Consider the following 14,408-nt stretch of genomic DNA (forward strand, 5'->3'; position numbering starts at 1 on the left):
CGCAGTCTTTCCAAGAAACCGATGTCCTCTGATCAGCCATCCGCCGCGGGCGCGTCGCACAGCCCGCTCTACGCCAAACTCCTCGGCGAAACCGCCAAGATCGACTGGTGCGATCTCGAACGCTTCTTCGCGCAGGGCAAGCTGCTGTCCGTCGCGCGCGACCTCGATCTCGTCAGCGTCGCGGAAGCGGTCGCCAGCGACGATGCCGATCAGGTCACGCGCTGGCTGTCGGCCGGCCTCGTCTCCCGCATGCCGGCCGAAACGGCCGCCGACTTCGCGGCGCGCAACCCGGAGCTGTGGGCGGTCGTCGTCTCGCCGTGGGTCTGCGTGCAGGAACGCGCCTGACGCGTTCGCCATGTCCGAATCCGCGTTACCGCAGGGGGCCGGTGCCGGCTCGGCTACCGTCACGCACCGGCGCGTCCTCGCGCTCGCCTTCCCGATCGTCCTCGCGAACCTGACCCAGCCGATCCTCGGCGCCGTCGACACGGCCGTCGCCGGTCACCTCGACGGCGCGCAGTATCTCGGCGGCGTCGCGCTCGGCGGACTGTTCTTCAATTTCGTGTTCTGGGGTTTCGGCTTCCTGCGGATGGGGACGACCGGCCTCGTCGCGCAGGCGCATGGCGCCGGCGACACCGCCGGTATTCGCCTGAACCTGCTGCGCGCGCTGATCGTCGCGTTCGCGCTCGGCAGCGCCGTGCTCGCGCTGCAGGGGCCGCTGCTGTCGTTCGCGCTGGCCGCGCTCGGCGGCAGCGATGCCGTGCGCGCAACGGCGCTCGCGTACAGCCATGCTCGAATCTGGAGCGCGCCCTTCGCGCTCGCGAACTACGTCGTGCTCGGTTACCTGCTCGGCATGCAGCGCGTGCGGCTCGCGCTCGTCGCGCAGGTGTTCATCAACGCGGTTAACATCGGCGCCGTCCTGCTCTATGTGTACGGCTTCGGCTGGGGCATCGCCGGCATCGGCGCCGCCACGGCCACCGCGGATGCCTGCGGTTTCGCGCTCGGTGCATGGATGCTGTGGCGGCTGCGCCCGCGCGGCCTTGCGCCGATCGCGGTACGTGCGCTCGCCGACCGCGCCGCGCTCAAGCGGCTGATCGCGCTCAATCGCGACATCTTCCTGCGCACGCTGTGCCTGCTCGGCGCGTTCGGCTGGTTCGCGCACCTCGGCGCCAAACAGGGCGACGCGACGCTCGCGGCAAATGCGCTGCTGCTGAATTTCCAGACCTTCATGGCCTATGGCCTCGACGGCTTCGCTCATGCGGCCGAGGCGCTCGTCGGCGCGGCGGCCGGCGCGCGCGACCGCCGTGCATTCCGGCAGGCCGTGCACGTCACGCTGCTCTGGTCGGCGCTTGGCGCGCTGCTGTTCACGCTCGTCTACTGGGCAGCCGGCGGCTGGATCGTCGCGCGCCTGACCGATCAGGCCGAGATCCGCGCCGTCGCGCTGCGCTACCTGCCGTGGGCGGCGATCTCGCCGATCGTGTCGGTCTGGGGCTTCCTGCTCGATGGCGTCTTCATCGGCGCCACGCAGACGCAATCGCTGATGCGCGCGATGGTCGTGTCGTTCTCGATTTTCGTCGCGGCCACGCTCGCGGCCGTCGGCACGTTCGGCAATCACGGCCTCTGGTTCGCGCTGCTGCTGTTCATGGCCGCACGCGGCGCGACACTCGCGCGCTACCTGCCCGGGCTGCTGCGGCGCATCGGCGCCGACGCGCACGCCGCGTCCACCGGCCGCGCGTGACGTCGGCCTGGCCGAGCCGTCATTGCGTCGGTTTCGGCGGCGGCACGTCGAGCATCGACGGCGGCGTCATGTCGGTCGGCACACCGTGATAGTCGGCCGGATCTTCCGGCGGGTGGCCGCGACGGGCCTGACGAGGATCGCTGCCGCAGCCGGCGAGGAAGGATGCGGCCAGCACGGCCAGCATGAAACGGGTCATCGGGTATGGCTCCGGAAAACGGTGCGCCCATCGCGCGCCGGGACCGCGCCGAGTCTAACGGAAATCCGGTTTCAGGGTCGCGCCGCGCATGTCCTACTATGTAGGCATGGCGCGGTGCCGCGGAAAGGAGGCTGCCATGTCGACTGAGGAAATTGCGGGCCTGATCGGCCTGTTCATTGGCCTGATGGTGCTGGTCGCGCTGTCGTACTTCGAGTCGCGCGAATACAAGCGCAGCCACGGCGGCGAAGGGATGATCCACCACTGGATGGCGGAACATCACCTGCTCGACTGGCGGCGCAAGCACTGAGCGAGCTACCCCGCAGTCCGGTCCGGATCGAACCCGGGCCGTCCTGAAACGCGCCATTCCAGTGGCGTGCTCGGAACCGCGTACCGCGGAAATTATCAGGGTCGAATGAATGAACGCCGTCGCGTGGAAATGGCCGCGCGACGGCGTTCGCTTGCGCGCACCCGGCACGGGCGCGGCGCGGTTCAGACGGCTCAGCCCAGGAAGTGGCGGGCGTAGCGCGCGTTGATGTCCGACAGGCGGAACAGCGTCAGGAAATCCGCGCAGTTGAAGTCGGGATCCCAAGCCGGTGCGCCGCAAATCTTCGCGCCGAGACGCAGGTAGCCCTTGATCAGCGGCGGCGGCGCGACGACGGTGCCCGTCTGCAGTTCGTCGACCGGCAGTGCCGTGTGCGGGAACGCGCGGTATTCGGGCGCCGTCAGCGACCCGGCCGACAGCGACTGGTACAGGTTCGCCGCATAGTGACCACCGTCGGCCATCGACACGCTCGCGCAGCCGAGCATCGTCTCGTAGCCGTTCTGCATCATGTACGCGCCGAGGCCGCCCCACAGCGCCATGATGACGGCGCCGCTACGGTAGTCGCTGTGCACGCACGAGCGGCCGACCTCCACCATCTTGCCGCGCAGGTGCGTGAGGCGCGACAGGTCGAATTCGCCTTCGGCGTACAGGCGGCCGACACGCGCCGCCTGATGCGGCGGCAGCACGCGGTACGTGCCGACGACTTTCAGCGTGTCGAGATCGCGCACCAGCAGGTGGTCGCAGTACGCGTCGAACGGATCGACGTCGAGACCGGACGGGCCGCTGACCTGCGCACCCATCTCTTCGGCGAACACGCTGTAGCGCAGGCGCTGGGCTTCGCGCAATTCGTCTTCCGTACGCGCCCATGCGGCGCGCAGGCGATACTCCGATGTGACGGTTTCACTGGCGCGCGGCAGGTGGCGCCGCGACGTGTCGAGGGGCAGCGAGGCAAAAGGGAGCGTAGGCGTCGGCAGTTCTCGCATTAGGCTTTCCTGGTCGTAAGGAATAGGACGACATGCCCGCCAATGTAGTAATCGGCCGTGACCGTTATGTGGCACGACTGTGTCCTTTCAATGACGTGTCGCCGAATTGACTTTAGCAGAAAGCTTGCGAAACCGTATGATCAATCCCTTCAAACCAATTCAGCCGGGCTTCACACCAGGTCCGGCGTCAATACCGCCCGCAATACGGCCTGCCGGCTGCCGTCGCGCGTGCGACTCGCCAGCCACACGATTCCGCCCTTCTTGACGCTCCAGCTGTCGTCGCTGCCCGCGATCAGTTGTGCGGCGACGCTGCCGAGCGTCGGCTGGTGTCCGACGATCACGACCGTCGGCGCGATGCCTTCCGGCCATCCGGCCGCTTCCAGCACGTCGTCGACGCTGCCGCCCGGCGCGAGTGCATCGACGGTCCGGTACTGGTCGGTCAGCGCCTCGACCGTCTGCACGGTTCGGGCCGCCGGGCTCGCGAGGATCACGCTGTTCGTCTCGAGCCTGCCGCGCAGCCATTTGGCCATCGCCTGCGCGTCCTTGCGACCACGGACGGTCAGCTGGCGCGCGAGATCGCTCGACGCGTAGTCTTCGGCTTCAGCGTGACGCCACAGGATCAGGTTCATCATGATGTTCTCCTTGCTTCGGCGAGCGGCGCACACCCATGCGCACGGTTACGACCGATTGCCGTGCGAATTGTCGCAAATCGCGGCCGGTTCGCCGCCGCGGCATTTACCCGCATGTCGTGATTGACCTGATCGGTCATGCACCGATATAATCTTTGGTTCGTCGGAGCGTAGCGCAGCCTGGTAGCGCATCTGATTTGGGATCAGAGGGTCGTAGGTTCGAATCCTATCGCTCCGACCAAAGGAATCAAGGGGTTACGGTTAAGCACCGTAGCCCCTTTTCCGTTTCTGGGCCCATGTATCGCCCGCACATGCCCCTGCTCGCGCACTTCAATTCATTGTAGAAATTCATTGGGGCACCGACGCGACAACGCGCGAGACTCTGCCCGCCAACCCGCGCGCGACACTTCCAGGAACACGCGATAATGCGCGTGAACAACCCGCTCCCGCGCATGAAAAACAACATTCTCAAGACCGCCCTCTGCGCGTCTCTGCTCGCGCTGGCGACCGCCGGCACCGCGTCGGCCAAGGCGCTCGACGATGCGCTCGACTGCCATTCGACCGGCCACAAGTTCGTCGCGCCGCTGCTCGCCGCCGGCGACATCCAGTCGGAGCCCATGCATGTCGAATCGAACTCGGTCAACGCGTTCCGCACGAACCACGCGCTGACGGCGTACGGCTTCGGCGTCTATGTCGTGCTCGGCTATCAGGCGAACGACCCGATCTTCCGTCCGGGCGACGGCACGCCGATCGGCGACTGGGCCTACGGCGTCGTGGTACGCGGTACGAAGAGCTCGGTGGAGGAAGCCGTGCGCAAGGCCGGCAGCGACGCGACCGTCAAGCAGGCGTTCCCGTTCCTGACCGCGATCGTCTGCTCGTCGGATTGAACGGGCCGTCAGGGCGGTCGCACAGCACGCCCGAGGGCACCCGCAGCCACCTTCCCGCCCGACGGCTTTCGGGCACCGCTACAGCTCGCTATCGACCCGTCACGCGCCGGTGTACACCACGCGATACGGGATACCGACCTTCTCCCACTCGGCCGCCTCCTGGCTGAGGCTGTAGTCGGTCAACGGATTCTGCTCGACCCATGCGCTCGGCAGGCGCACTTCATACCCGCCCTTCTTCATCTGCGACACGGAAATGTCGGGCAGCCCCGCATCGGTCCGGCGCCGGCACAGCAGCGCCGCGAGCCGCAGGCAGAACAGCAGCGGCCACTCGACCTCCCGCGCCTGCGACAGCTTGCCCAGCTTGCCTGCGTGACCGAGCACGAGCGCGGCGAGCCGCGCCTGGTCGGTGCGCGAGAAACCCGGCATGTCCGCATTGCTCGCGATATAGGCCGAATGCTTGTGATACGCGCTGTGCGAGATCGACAGGCCGATCTCGTGCAACGCGGCCGCCCAGCCGAGGAACATCCGCCCTTCCTCGCGCGCCTCTTCGTCGTCTTCCTCGAGTTCGTCGTAGAAACGCCCCGCGAGCGCGCCGATCCGCTCGGCCTGCGCACGATCGACGCCGTAGCGGCGCGTGAAGCCCTCGACGGTCACCGCGCGCATGTCCTCGTGCTGCGTCCGGCCGAGCAGGTCGTACAGCACGCCGAGGCGCAGCGCGCCGTCGGTCGTGTCGACGTAATCGACGCCGAGCTCCTCGAACACCGCGAGCATGATCGCCAGGCCGCCCGCGAGCACCGGCACGCGGTCGGGCTTCAGCGCGATCAGCTTGAGCCGGTTGACGTTCTCCGACTTGATCAGCGCGCGCTTCAGGCGTTCGAGGCCACCGCGCGAAATGCCGTGCGTGATGCCCGGATCGTTGAAGCCGTTCGCCTCGACGAGTTCCGCGAGCGCACGCGCGGTGCCGGACGAACCGATCGCCTGGTCCCAGCCGGCCTTCTTGTACTCGCTCGAAATGATCTGGATCTCGCGCTTGGCCGCGAGTTCGGCCTGGCGCATCGTGTATTCGTCGACGTTGCCGGCCGGAAAGAACGTGCGACTGTGGCTCACGCAGCCGATATACAGGCTCTCCATCACGATCGGCGTGTAGTGCGAGCCGATGATGAATTCGGTCGAGCCGCCGCCGATGTCGACGACGAGCCGCTTGCCGGCGCTCGCCGGCACCGAGTGCGCGGCGCCCGCATAGATCAGCCGCGCTTCTTCGCGGCCCGCGATCACTTCGATCGGGAAACCGAGCGCCGCTTCGGCCTCGCCGAGAAATTCGCCGGCGTTCTTCGCGACGCGCAGCGTGTTGGTGGCCACCGCGCGCACGTGATCGGGATGGAAATCGCGCAGGCGCTCGCCGAACCGCTTGAGCGCCTCCCAGCCACGCTCCTGCGACGCACGATCGAGCATCTTGTCGCTCGACAGGCCCGCGGCCAGCCGAACGGGCTCGCGCAGCGCGTCGACGGGATAGATCTGGCTGCCCGCCGGCGTTTCCTCGACGCGACCGACGATCAGCCGGAAGCTGTTCGAGCCGAGATCCACGGCAGCCAGCAAGTGGGGAGTTGTAACCATCAGAAGGGGGCTCCGTGCGCGTTCGCCCGCGGCAGCCGGACCGGCAGCCCAGGGCGATCAATCAAAGGCGACATTTTAAGCGTGGAACGCTTGGCGTTGCCACGCTTCACGGGCATGCACACTGCTTGATTCCATATAGCCGAAACATTTATGAGACGAAAGGGTTCCAGCGTAGAATTTGCCGATATAAATACAATCGTGTCATCAGCACGTCATCGTACCGTGAGAGTTTCCGAGCGTCCTTTCGAATCATCGCCTGAATCACCCCCTACTCTGCCGATGTCCGTCCGTTACCCGCTTCTCAATCGTGAACTCGGCATCCTCGGTTTCAACGAGCGCGTGCTGGCCCAGGCGGCCGATCCTCAAGTCCCGTTGCTCGAGCGCCTCCGTTTCATCTGCATCACCAGCAGCAACCTCGACGAATTCTTCGAAGTCCGCATGGCCGGCCTTCAGGAGCAGATCCGCGACAACCCCGGCGCGCTGACACCCGACGGCATGTCGTTACAGCATGCTTACGATCTCGTCGTCGAACGCGCGCAGCGCCTCGTCCATCGACAGTACACGATGCTGCACGAAACCGTGCTGCCCGCGCTCGAGCAGGAAGGCATCTATTTCCACGCGAGCGACACGTGGAACGACGAGCAGCTCGAATGGGCGCGGCGTTACTTCCTCGACGAACTGCTGCCGGTGCTGACGCCGATCGGCCTCGATCCGGCCCACCCGTTCCCGCGCGTCCTGAACAAGAGCCTGAACTTCGTCGTCGAGCTCGAAGGCCGCGACGCGTTCGGCCGCCAGGCCGTGATGGGCATCGTGCAGGCGCCGCGCGCGCTGCCGCGCGTCGTGCGCATGCCGCACGCGCTGTCGGGTTTCGAACACGGCTTCGTGCTGCTGAGCTCGTTCATGCAGCGCTTCGTCGGCGAACTCTTCCCGCAGCTCGTCGTGAAGAGCTGCAACCAGTTCCGCATCACGCGCAACAGCGAACTGTTCGTCGACGAAGACGAAATCACGAACCTGCGCGTCGCGCTGCAGGGCGAACTGCCCGCACGCCACCTCGGCAACGCGGTGCGCCTCGAAGTGTCGGCCGACACGCCGCTGCACATCGTGCGGCGCCTGCTCGAGGAGAGCGAGCTCGGCGACAAGGACTGCTATCGCGTGGCCGGTTCCGTGAACCTCGTGCGCCTGATGCAGATTCCCGATCTCGTCGACCGCCCCGACCTGAAGTTCGCGCCGTTCACCGCGTCGATTCCGGCCGCGATCACGAACGCGCCGACGATGTTCGACGCGATCGACAACGGCGACATCCTGCTGCACCACCCGTACGAGAGCTTCCAGCCCGTGCTCGAACTGCTGCAGCAGGCCGCGAAGGACCCGAGCGTCGTCGCGATCAAGCAGACGATCTACCGCACCGGCACCGATTCGCCGCTGATGGACGCGCTGATGGAAGCCGCGCGCAACGGCAAGGAAGTGACCGTCGTCGTCGAGCTGCTCGCGCGCTTCGACGAGGAAACCAACATCAACTGGGCGTCGCAGCTCGAGGCCGTCGGCGCGCATGTCGTGTACGGCGTGGTCGGCCACAAGTGCCACGCGAAGATGATGCTGATCGTGCGGCGCGTCGTGCAGGCCGGCAAGGCGTCACTGCGCCGCTACGTGCACCTCGGCACCGGCAACTACCACCCGCGCACGGCACGCCTCTACACCGACTTCGGGTTGATGACGGCCGACCAGAAGATCTGCGAGGACGTCCATCACGTGTTCCAGCAACTGACGGGGATCGGCGGCGAACTGACGCTGCACGAGCTGTGGCAGTCGCCGTTCACGCTGCATCCGCGCATCATCGATTCGATCCGTGCGGAGATCGACAATGCGCAGGCCGGCAAGCGCGCGCGCATCGTCGCGAAAATGAACGCGCTGCTGGAGCCGTCGGTGATCGCCGCGCTGTACGAAGCGTCGCAGGCCGGCGTCAAGGTCGACCTGATCGTGCGCGGCGTCTGTGCGCTGAAGCCCGGCGTGCCGGGGCTGTCGGAAAACATCACGGTGCGCTCGATCGTCGGCCGCTTCCTCGAGCACCACCGGATCTACTACTTCCATGCGGACGGCGCCGAGGACGTCTATCTGTCGAGCGCCGACTGGATGGACCGCAACCTGTTCCGCCGCGTCGAAGTCGCGTTCCCGATTCGCGAGCGCAAGCTCAAGCGGCGCGTGATCGCCGAAGGCCTGTCGGTGTGTCTCGGCGACAACCAGTCCGCGTGGCAGATGCAAAGCGACGGTCACTACCGCCGCCGCCGCGCCGGCAAGACGATCCGCAACGCGCAACTCGGGCTGCTCGCGAAGTTCTGCTCGTGAGCCGTCGGCGCGATGCGGGTCGCGCGCCGCATCGCCATGAAAAAAGCAGCCCGCGGGCTGCTTTTTTTACGCCGGAACGCGACGCGATCAAGCCTCGTACGCGGCCGGCCGGATCGCGATGATGCGCGAACCCGGGAACCGCGCGGTAAACGTGCTGCCGCGCCCTTCCTCGCTCTGCACGTACAGGTGCGCGTCGTGCCGCTGCAGCACGTGCTTGACGATCGCGAGCCCGAGCCCCGTGCCGCCCGTGTCGCGCGACCGGCTGCGGTCGACGCGGTAGAAGCGCTCGGTGAGCCGCGGCAGGTCGGCGGCCGGAATGCCGAAGCCGCTGTCCGTGACGGAAAACACGCCCTGCGCACCCTCGCGCCGCCACGTGACGACGATCTTGCCGCCTTCCGGCGTATAGCGGATCGCGTTCGTGACGAGATTCGCGAAGGCGCTGAACAGCTCCGTCTGCGCACCCGTGACGCCGAGCGTCTCGTCGATCGCAAACGCGATGTCGTGATGCCCGTTCGACAGCGTCTGCGCGTCCTCCTTCAGATGGTCGAACACGGCGCGCATGTCGATCGCGCGATCGAGCGGCGGGCGGCTCTCGCCTTCCAGCTTCGCGAGCACCAGCAGGTCGGTCACGATGTGACGCATCCGCGATGCCTGCTGTTCCATCATGTCGAGGTAGCGCGCGCGGTCGTCCTCGTTCAGCGGCAGCTCGCGCATCGTCTCGAGGAAACCCGACAGCACGGTGAGCGGCGTCTTCAGCTCATGCGACACGTTCGCGACGAAGTCGCGCCGCATCGCGTCGGTCCGCTCGAGCTCGGTGATGTCCTGCGTGAGCAGCAGCTTGCGGTTCTCGCCGTACGGAAACACCTGCACGGCCAGCACGTTCTGCCGCGAATCGCCCATGCCGCGCATCACGAGCGTCTCTTCGTAATGCTGCGCATTCAGGTACCGGACGAAGTCGGGATGGCGCACCAGGTTCGTGATGTGCTGGCGCAGGTCGCGTTTCGCATCGAGGCCGAAATGAACCTCGGCGATCGCGTTGCACCACTCGATCTGGTCGTGGTCGTCGAGCATCGCGACGCCGTTCGGCGACGCCTGGATCGCCTGGATGAAGCGCGAATGCTGCTGTTCGACCTGCCGCACCTGCGCATGCCACTGCTTCGCGAGCTTGTGCAGGCGATAGTAGATCTCGCCCCAGATGCCCGGCGCGCTCGGCACTTCGCCGTAAACCGGCGCGTCGAGCAGGCGCCACAGACGCTGCGTATGGAAGGTGCTGAAAAAGCCCTGCGCGACCAGCATCACGACCACGAACACGAGGCCCGCGGTCGGGCCGGCGAAGACGCCGACCAATACGCCGATCAGCACGAGCAGCACGAGCGACACCAGAAAGCGCGCCCAGATGATGTTCATGATTCAGCGTCCGAAAGAATGAACGGCATGCCGCGGCACACGGCATGTCCGGATACGTTACGCGTGCTTGGCGAGCCGGTAGCCGCTGCCGCGCACGGTCTCGATCATCGCATCGCAACCGGCCGGTTTCAAGGCCGCGCGCAATCGTTTGATGTGCACGTCGACGGTACGCTCCTCGACGAATACGTGGTCACCCCACACCTGGTCGAGCAGTTGCGTGCGGCTGTGCACGCGTTCCGGATGCGTCATGAAGAAATGCAGTAGGCGGAACTCGGTCGGGCCGAGATCGAGCTTGATCTCGCTGCCGTCGCCGTGCGCGGCGACGCGATGCGTGGCCGGGTCGAGGCGTAGCCCGTTGATCGACACGACGTCCTCGGTCAGCTGCGGCGCACGGCGGCGCAGCACGGCCTTGATCCGCGCCATCAGTTCCTTCGGCGAGAACGGCTTCGTCACGTAGTCGTCCGCGCCGATTTCGAGGCCGAGCACCTTGTCCTGCTCGTCGCCGCGGGCAGTCAGCATGATGATCGGGATGTGCTTGGTCCGTTCGTTGTTACGCAGGTCGCGCGCGAACGCGATACCGGACTTGCCCGGCAGCATCCAGTCGAGCAGCACCAGGTCGGGCAGCACATCGCTGATCAGGTTCTGCGCCTGTTCGGCGTTGTACGCACGGATCGGGCAGTGGCCGGCGTGCTGGAGATTCACCGAGATCAGTTCGGAAATCGCGGGCTCATCTTCAACGACGAGAATGTTGCTGGGCATCGGCACCTCTGTTCTTCCTATATGGAGTCGATTAACTGTTGGCTTCGCGATCGAGCGTGTCGCGCGGCTGGTGCCGCACGTCGGTGCCCTTCACGATGTAGATGATGAATTCGGCGATGTTCTTCGCGTGGTCGCCGATCCGTTCGATCGCCTTCGCGATGAACAGGTAATCGAGGCCGACCGAGATCGTGCGCGGATCTTCCTGCATGTACGACACGAGCTTGCGCACGAACGCGCGGAATTCCATGTCGATTTCCTTGTCGTCCTTGACGATCTGCGCGGCAGCCACCGTATCGAGACGCGCAAACGCGTCGAGCGCGCGGCGCAGGATCGTCACGGCCATCTCGCCCGACACCTTGATCTCGGCGATGTTGACCGCACGCGCGGCCGGCTCGTCGACCAGGCGGCGCACGCGCTTGGCGATCTTCTCGGCCTCGTCGCCGGCGCGCTCGAGGTTCGTAATCGTTTTCGAAATCGACATCAAAAGACGCAGGTCGCGCGCGGCAGGCTGCCTCCGCGCGATGATGTTGCCGCACTCCTGGTCGATGTCCACTTCCATCGCGTTCAGCGTTTCCTCGGCCGCGATCACCTTCTCGGCCGTATCGCGATCGAATTCGTTCAGCGCGCGCATCGCGCCGACGATCTGCGACTCGACGAGCCCGCCCATTTCCAGCACTTTCGACGACACGGCATTCAGGTCCGCGTCGAACTGGCTCGACAGATGTTTATCCGACATGGCTGTTGTTCTCCGTCATCAACCGAAACGGCCGGTGATGTAGTCTTCCGTTTCCTTGCGCACCGGCTTGATGAAGATCTTTTCGGTTTCACCGAATTCGATCAGCTCGCCCAGGTACATGTAGGCCGTGTAATCCGAGCAGCGTGCGGCCTGCTGCATGTTGTGCGTGACGATCACGACCGTGTAGTCGCTCTTCAGCTCAGCGATCAGCTCCTCGATGCGGCCCGTCGAGATCGGGTCGAGCGCCGAGCACGGCTCGTCGAGCAGCAGCACTTCCGGACGGATGGCAATGCCGCGCGCGATGCACAGACGCTGCTGCTGGCCGCCCGACAGGCCGTAGCCGCTCTGGCCCAGCTTGTCCTTCACTTCGTTCCACAGCGCGGCCTTCGTGAGCGCCCACTCGACGCGGTCGTCCATTTCCGAACGCGTGAGCTTTTCGAACATCTTCACGCCGAACGCGATGTTGTCGTAGATCGACATCGGGAACGGGGTCGGCTTCTGGAACACCATGCCGATCCGCGCGCGCAGCAGCGAGATGTCGCGCTTCGTCGTCAGCAGGTTCTCGCCGTCCATCAGGATTTCGCCTTCGGCGCGCTGCTCCGGATAGAGCGCGAACATCTTGTTGAACGTGCGCAGCAGCGTCGACTTGCCGCAACCCGACGGGCCGATGAACGCGGTCACCTTGCCGTCCGGAATGCGCAGGTTGATGTTCTTCAGCGCATGGAACTTGTTGTAGAAGAAGTTGAGGTTGTTGACCTCGATCTTCGCGTTCAGCGGCGCGAGCGGGCGATCGTTCGCCGCGTCATGGGTGCCGGCCGGCGCAGCGGTGCGCTCGACAGGATTCAGGTGGCTCTCTGCCATATTCATCGGATTGCTCCGCCGTTACTTTTTCGAGAAGATCGAGCGCGCCAGGACGTTGAGTCCGAGCACCCCGAGCGTAATCAGGAACACGCCCGCCCATGCGAGCGACTGCCATTCCGCGAACGGGCTCATCGCGAACTTGTAGATCGTGACGGGCAGGTTCGCCATCGGCTGGCCCATGTCGACCGAGAAGAACTGGTTCGACAGCGCGGTGAACAGCAGCGGCGCCGTTTCGCCGGCAATCCGTGCGACCGCGAGCAGCACGCCCGTCACGATCCCGCCGACCGATGCACGCAGCGTGATCTTCAGCACCATCCGCCATTTCGGCGTGCCGAGCGCGAACGCTGCTTCGCGCAGCGCATTCGGCACGAGCTTCAGCATGTTCTCGGTCGTGCGGATCACGATCGGAATCTGCAGCAGCGCGAGCGCGATCACACCGGCCCAACCCGAGAAGCGCCCCGACTTCGCGACGACGATCGCGTACACGAACAGGCCGATGACGATCGACGGCGCCGACAGCAGGATGTCGTTGATGAAACGGATCGTGCTCGCCAGCAGGTTCTTCTGGCCGTATTCGGCGAGATAGACGCCCGCGAGGATGCCGATCGGCGTGCCGACCAGCGTGCCGAAACCGCACAGCAGCAGGCTGCCGACGATCGCGTTCGCCAGACCGCCGCCCTCCGTGTTCGGCGCCGGCGTCGATTCGGTGAACAGTTGCAGCGACAGGCCGCCGACACCGAGGTGGATCGTCGTGTAGAGAATCCACACGAGCCACAGCAGGCCGAATGCCATCGCGCCGAGCGACGCGGTGAGCGCGATCGCGTTGATCGCCTTGCGCTTGCGCTGCAGGCGGTTGCGCATCGCTTCGAGCACGGCGCCGTCCGCCCCCGGGAAATTCATGATGGGCTCGCTCATTTCTTGCCCTCTCCCTTCTCGAGACGCAGCAGCAGCAGTTTGGAGATGGACAGCACGATAAACGTGATCACGAACAGGATCAGGCCCAGTTCCATCAGCGCGGACGTATGCAGGCCCGGCTGCGCTTCTGCGAATTCGTTCGCCAGCGCCGACGTGATGCTGTTGCCCGGCGCGAACAGCGACACGCTGTCGAGCAGGTTGGTGTTGCCGATCACGAAGGTCACGGCCATCGTCTCGCCGAGCGCGCGGCCGAGGCCGAGCATCACGCCGCCGATCACGCCGGTCTTCGTATAGGGGAGCACGACCTTCCACATCACTTCCCAGGTCGTGCAGCCGATCCCGTACGCCGATTCCTTCAGCAGCACGGGCGTGACCTCGAACACGTCGCGCATCACCGACGCGATGTACGGGATGATCATGATCGCGAGGATCACGCCGGCCGCGAGGATGCCGATGCCGATCGGCGGGCCGGCCGTCAGCGGACCGATCACCCAGACGTCCTTGAACAGGCGGCCGATCGGCTTCTGGAAGTATTCGGCGAAGATCGGCGCGAACACGAGCAGGCCCCACATGCCGTACACGATCGACGGAATCGCGGCGAGCAACTCGATCGCGATGCCGAGCGGGCGGCGCAGCCAGACGGGCGACAATTCGGTGAGGAACAGGGCGATGCCGAAACTGACGGGCACCGCGATGACGAGCGCGATGACCGACGTCACGATCGTGCCGTAGATCGGCACGAGTGCGCCGTAGATGTCCGAGTTGGGATCCCACTCGGATTGCCACAGGAAGCCGAGGCCGAACTTCTGGATGGTCGGCAACGACGCAATGATCAGGGAAACGATGATCCCGCCCAGCAGCAGCAGGGTCACGATCGCGGCGAGCCGAGCGAGGCCGCCGAACAGGACATCCCCGAGACGGCCAGGCGCGCGCTGCGCACCGTCGGGCGATCGGGAGGACGTGTAGGAAATATCAGACATGGGTGCCTGCTTTTGATTGCCGGGCGCCATGACGCCCGGCT

The 14,408-nt window shown here is 65.7% G+C and carries 15 protein-coding genes and 1 tRNA gene; 6 read left to right on the forward strand and 10 right to left on the reverse strand.

Annotated elements, in window-relative coordinates:
* The first annotated feature begins 21 nt into the window (after nt 1–21).
* Nucleotides 22–345 (forward strand): DUF2288 domain-containing protein, encoded by a 324-nt coding sequence (locus DIE03_RS21805; protein ID WP_124453911.1) that lies wholly within the window; start codon nt 22–24, stop codon nt 343–345.
* 10 nt (nt 346–355) lie between these two features.
* Nucleotides 356–1,735: an MATE family efflux transporter gene (locus tag DIE03_RS21810; protein ID WP_124453913.1), complete on the forward strand. Its 1,380-nt coding sequence runs from the start codon at nt 356–358 to the stop codon at nt 1,733–1,735.
* Nucleotides 1,736–1,754: 19 nt separating this feature from the next.
* Here DIE03_RS21810 and DIE03_RS38355 read toward each other — a convergent pair whose 3' ends face one another.
* Nucleotides 1,755–1,931: a hypothetical protein gene (locus DIE03_RS38355; protein WP_185658192.1), complete on the reverse strand. Its 177-nt coding sequence runs from the start codon at nt 1,929–1,931 to the stop codon at nt 1,755–1,757.
* A 136-nt stretch (nt 1,932–2,067) separates the two neighbouring features.
* Between DIE03_RS38355 and DIE03_RS38360 the strand changes: the two genes are divergently transcribed.
* Complete coding sequence (locus tag DIE03_RS38360; protein ID WP_179948935.1) at nt 2,068–2,238, forward strand: hypothetical protein; 171 nt, start codon at nt 2,068–2,070, stop codon at nt 2,236–2,238.
* A 191-nt stretch (nt 2,239–2,429) separates the two neighbouring features.
* On the opposite strand, the gene DIE03_RS21815 is transcribed toward DIE03_RS38360, so the two are convergent.
* Together DIE03_RS21815 and sixA are read right to left on the reverse strand one after the other, a co-directional pair.
* The gene (locus DIE03_RS21815; RefSeq protein ID WP_034206968.1) at nt 2,430–3,236 is read right to left on the reverse strand and encodes a GNAT family N-acetyltransferase; all 807 of its coding nucleotides are present in this window, start codon (nt 3,234–3,236) and stop codon (nt 2,430–2,432) included.
* A 170-nt stretch (nt 3,237–3,406) separates the two neighbouring features.
* The gene (gene sixA / locus DIE03_RS21820; RefSeq protein ID WP_124453915.1) at nt 3,407–3,868 is read right to left on the reverse strand and encodes a phosphohistidine phosphatase SixA; all 462 of its coding nucleotides are present in this window, start codon (nt 3,866–3,868) and stop codon (nt 3,407–3,409) included.
* A 161-nt stretch (nt 3,869–4,029) separates the two neighbouring features.
* On the opposite strand from sixA, the gene DIE03_RS21825 reads away from it, so the two are divergent.
* Both DIE03_RS21825 and DIE03_RS21830 read left to right on the forward strand, forming a co-directional pair.
* Nucleotides 4,030–4,106, forward strand: a tRNA-Pro gene (locus DIE03_RS21825).
* Nucleotides 4,107–4,317: 211 nt separating this feature from the next.
* Nucleotides 4,318–4,752 carry a hypothetical protein gene (locus DIE03_RS21830; RefSeq protein ID WP_124453917.1) on the forward strand — a complete coding sequence of 145 codons (435 nt, stop codon included), beginning with the start codon at nt 4,318–4,320 and terminating at the stop codon, nt 4,750–4,752.
* A 99-nt stretch (nt 4,753–4,851) separates the two neighbouring features.
* Here DIE03_RS21830 and ppx read toward each other — a convergent pair whose 3' ends face one another.
* Nucleotides 4,852–6,366 carry an exopolyphosphatase gene (gene ppx / locus DIE03_RS21835; RefSeq protein ID WP_124453919.1) on the reverse strand — a complete coding sequence of 505 codons (1,515 nt, stop codon included), beginning with the start codon at nt 6,364–6,366 and terminating at the stop codon, nt 4,852–4,854.
* Between the two features lie 279 nt (nt 6,367–6,645).
* On the opposite strand from ppx, the gene ppk1 reads away from it, so the two are divergent.
* Nucleotides 6,646–8,709, forward strand: a complete 2,064-nt coding sequence (ppk1, locus tag DIE03_RS21840; protein WP_124453921.1) for a polyphosphate kinase 1 — start codon at nt 6,646–6,648, stop codon at nt 8,707–8,709.
* An 87-nt stretch (nt 8,710–8,796) separates the two neighbouring features.
* Here the strand turns inward: ppk1 and phoR are convergent, their stop codons facing one another.
* From phoR to pstC, 6 genes are read right to left on the reverse strand one after another with little or no spacing between them, the layout of a single operon-like run.
* A complete protein-coding gene (phoR, locus tag DIE03_RS21845) occupies nt 8,797–10,116 on the reverse strand; it encodes a phosphate regulon sensor histidine kinase PhoR (protein ID WP_124453923.1) in 1,320 nt (439 codons plus the stop codon).
* A gap of 57 nt (nt 10,117–10,173) precedes the next feature.
* Nucleotides 10,174–10,875 carry a phosphate regulon transcriptional regulator PhoB gene (phoB, locus tag DIE03_RS21850; RefSeq protein WP_006750313.1) on the reverse strand — a complete coding sequence of 234 codons (702 nt, stop codon included), beginning with the start codon at nt 10,873–10,875 and terminating at the stop codon, nt 10,174–10,176.
* A gap of 31 nt (nt 10,876–10,906) precedes the next feature.
* Nucleotides 10,907–11,611: a phosphate signaling complex protein PhoU gene (gene phoU / locus DIE03_RS21855; RefSeq protein ID WP_006476334.1), complete on the reverse strand. Its 705-nt coding sequence runs from the start codon at nt 11,609–11,611 to the stop codon at nt 10,907–10,909.
* An 18-nt stretch (nt 11,612–11,629) separates the two neighbouring features.
* Nucleotides 11,630–12,478, reverse strand: coding sequence for a phosphate ABC transporter ATP-binding protein PstB (gene pstB / locus DIE03_RS21860; RefSeq protein WP_034186662.1), 849 nt, complete (start codon nt 12,476–12,478; stop codon nt 11,630–11,632).
* Nucleotides 12,479–12,493: 15 nt separating this feature from the next.
* The gene (pstA, locus tag DIE03_RS21865) at nt 12,494–13,387 is read right to left on the reverse strand and encodes a phosphate ABC transporter permease PstA (protein ID WP_124453925.1); all 894 of its coding nucleotides are present in this window, start codon (nt 13,385–13,387) and stop codon (nt 12,494–12,496) included.
* Entirely contained in the window at nt 13,384–14,367 is a 984-nt protein-coding gene (gene pstC / locus DIE03_RS21870; RefSeq protein WP_124453927.1) for a phosphate ABC transporter permease PstC, read from the reverse strand. Before pstC ends, pstA begins: the two co-directional genes overlap by 4 nt.
* Nucleotides 14,368–14,408: the final 41 nt, after the last annotated feature.

The organism is Burkholderia sp. Bp8992, from assembly GCF_003853705.1.
Lineage (GTDB): Bacteria > Pseudomonadota > Gammaproteobacteria > Burkholderiales > Burkholderiaceae > Burkholderia.

Excerpts from the sequence above, each read along its gene's own strand:
- phoB (WP_006750313.1), bottom strand. The coding sequence starts at position 10,875 with ATGCCCAGCAACATTCTCGTCGTTGAAGATGAGCCCGCGATTTCCGAA.
- pstB (WP_034186662.1), bottom strand. The coding sequence starts at position 12,478 with ATGAATATGGCAGAGAGCCACCTGAATCCTGTCGAGCGCACCGCTGCG.
- sixA (WP_124453915.1), bottom strand. The coding sequence starts at position 3,868 with ATGATGAACCTGATCCTGTGGCGTCACGCTGAAGCCGAAGACTACGCG.
- DIE03_RS38355 (WP_185658192.1), bottom strand. The coding sequence starts at position 1,931 with ATGACCCGTTTCATGCTGGCCGTGCTGGCCGCATCCTTCCTCGCCGGC.
- ppk1 (WP_124453921.1), top strand. The coding sequence starts at position 6,646 with ATGTCCGTCCGTTACCCGCTTCTCAATCGTGAACTCGGCATCCTCGGT.
- DIE03_RS21815 (WP_034206968.1), bottom strand. The coding sequence starts at position 3,236 with ATGCGAGAACTGCCGACGCCTACGCTCCCTTTTGCCTCGCTGCCCCTC.
- phoU (WP_006476334.1), bottom strand. The coding sequence starts at position 11,611 with ATGTCGGATAAACATCTGTCGAGCCAGTTCGACGCGGACCTGAATGCC.
- pstA (WP_124453925.1), bottom strand. The coding sequence starts at position 13,387 with ATGAGCGAGCCCATCATGAATTTCCCGGGGGCGGACGGCGCCGTGCTC.
- DIE03_RS21810 (WP_124453913.1), top strand. The coding sequence starts at position 356 with ATGTCCGAATCCGCGTTACCGCAGGGGGCCGGTGCCGGCTCGGCTACC.
- DIE03_RS21830 (WP_124453917.1), top strand. The coding sequence starts at position 4,318 with ATGAAAAACAACATTCTCAAGACCGCCCTCTGCGCGTCTCTGCTCGCG.
- pstC (WP_124453927.1), bottom strand. The coding sequence starts at position 14,367 with ATGTCTGATATTTCCTACACGTCCTCCCGATCGCCCGACGGTGCGCAG.
- DIE03_RS38360 (WP_179948935.1), top strand. The coding sequence starts at position 2,068 with ATGTCGACTGAGGAAATTGCGGGCCTGATCGGCCTGTTCATTGGCCTG.
- ppx (WP_124453919.1), bottom strand. The coding sequence starts at position 6,366 with ATGGTTACAACTCCCCACTTGCTGGCTGCCGTGGATCTCGGCTCGAAC.
- DIE03_RS21805 (WP_124453911.1), top strand. The coding sequence starts at position 22 with ATGTCCTCTGATCAGCCATCCGCCGCGGGCGCGTCGCACAGCCCGCTC.
- phoR (WP_124453923.1), bottom strand. The coding sequence starts at position 10,116 with ATGAACATCATCTGGGCGCGCTTTCTGGTGTCGCTCGTGCTGCTCGTG.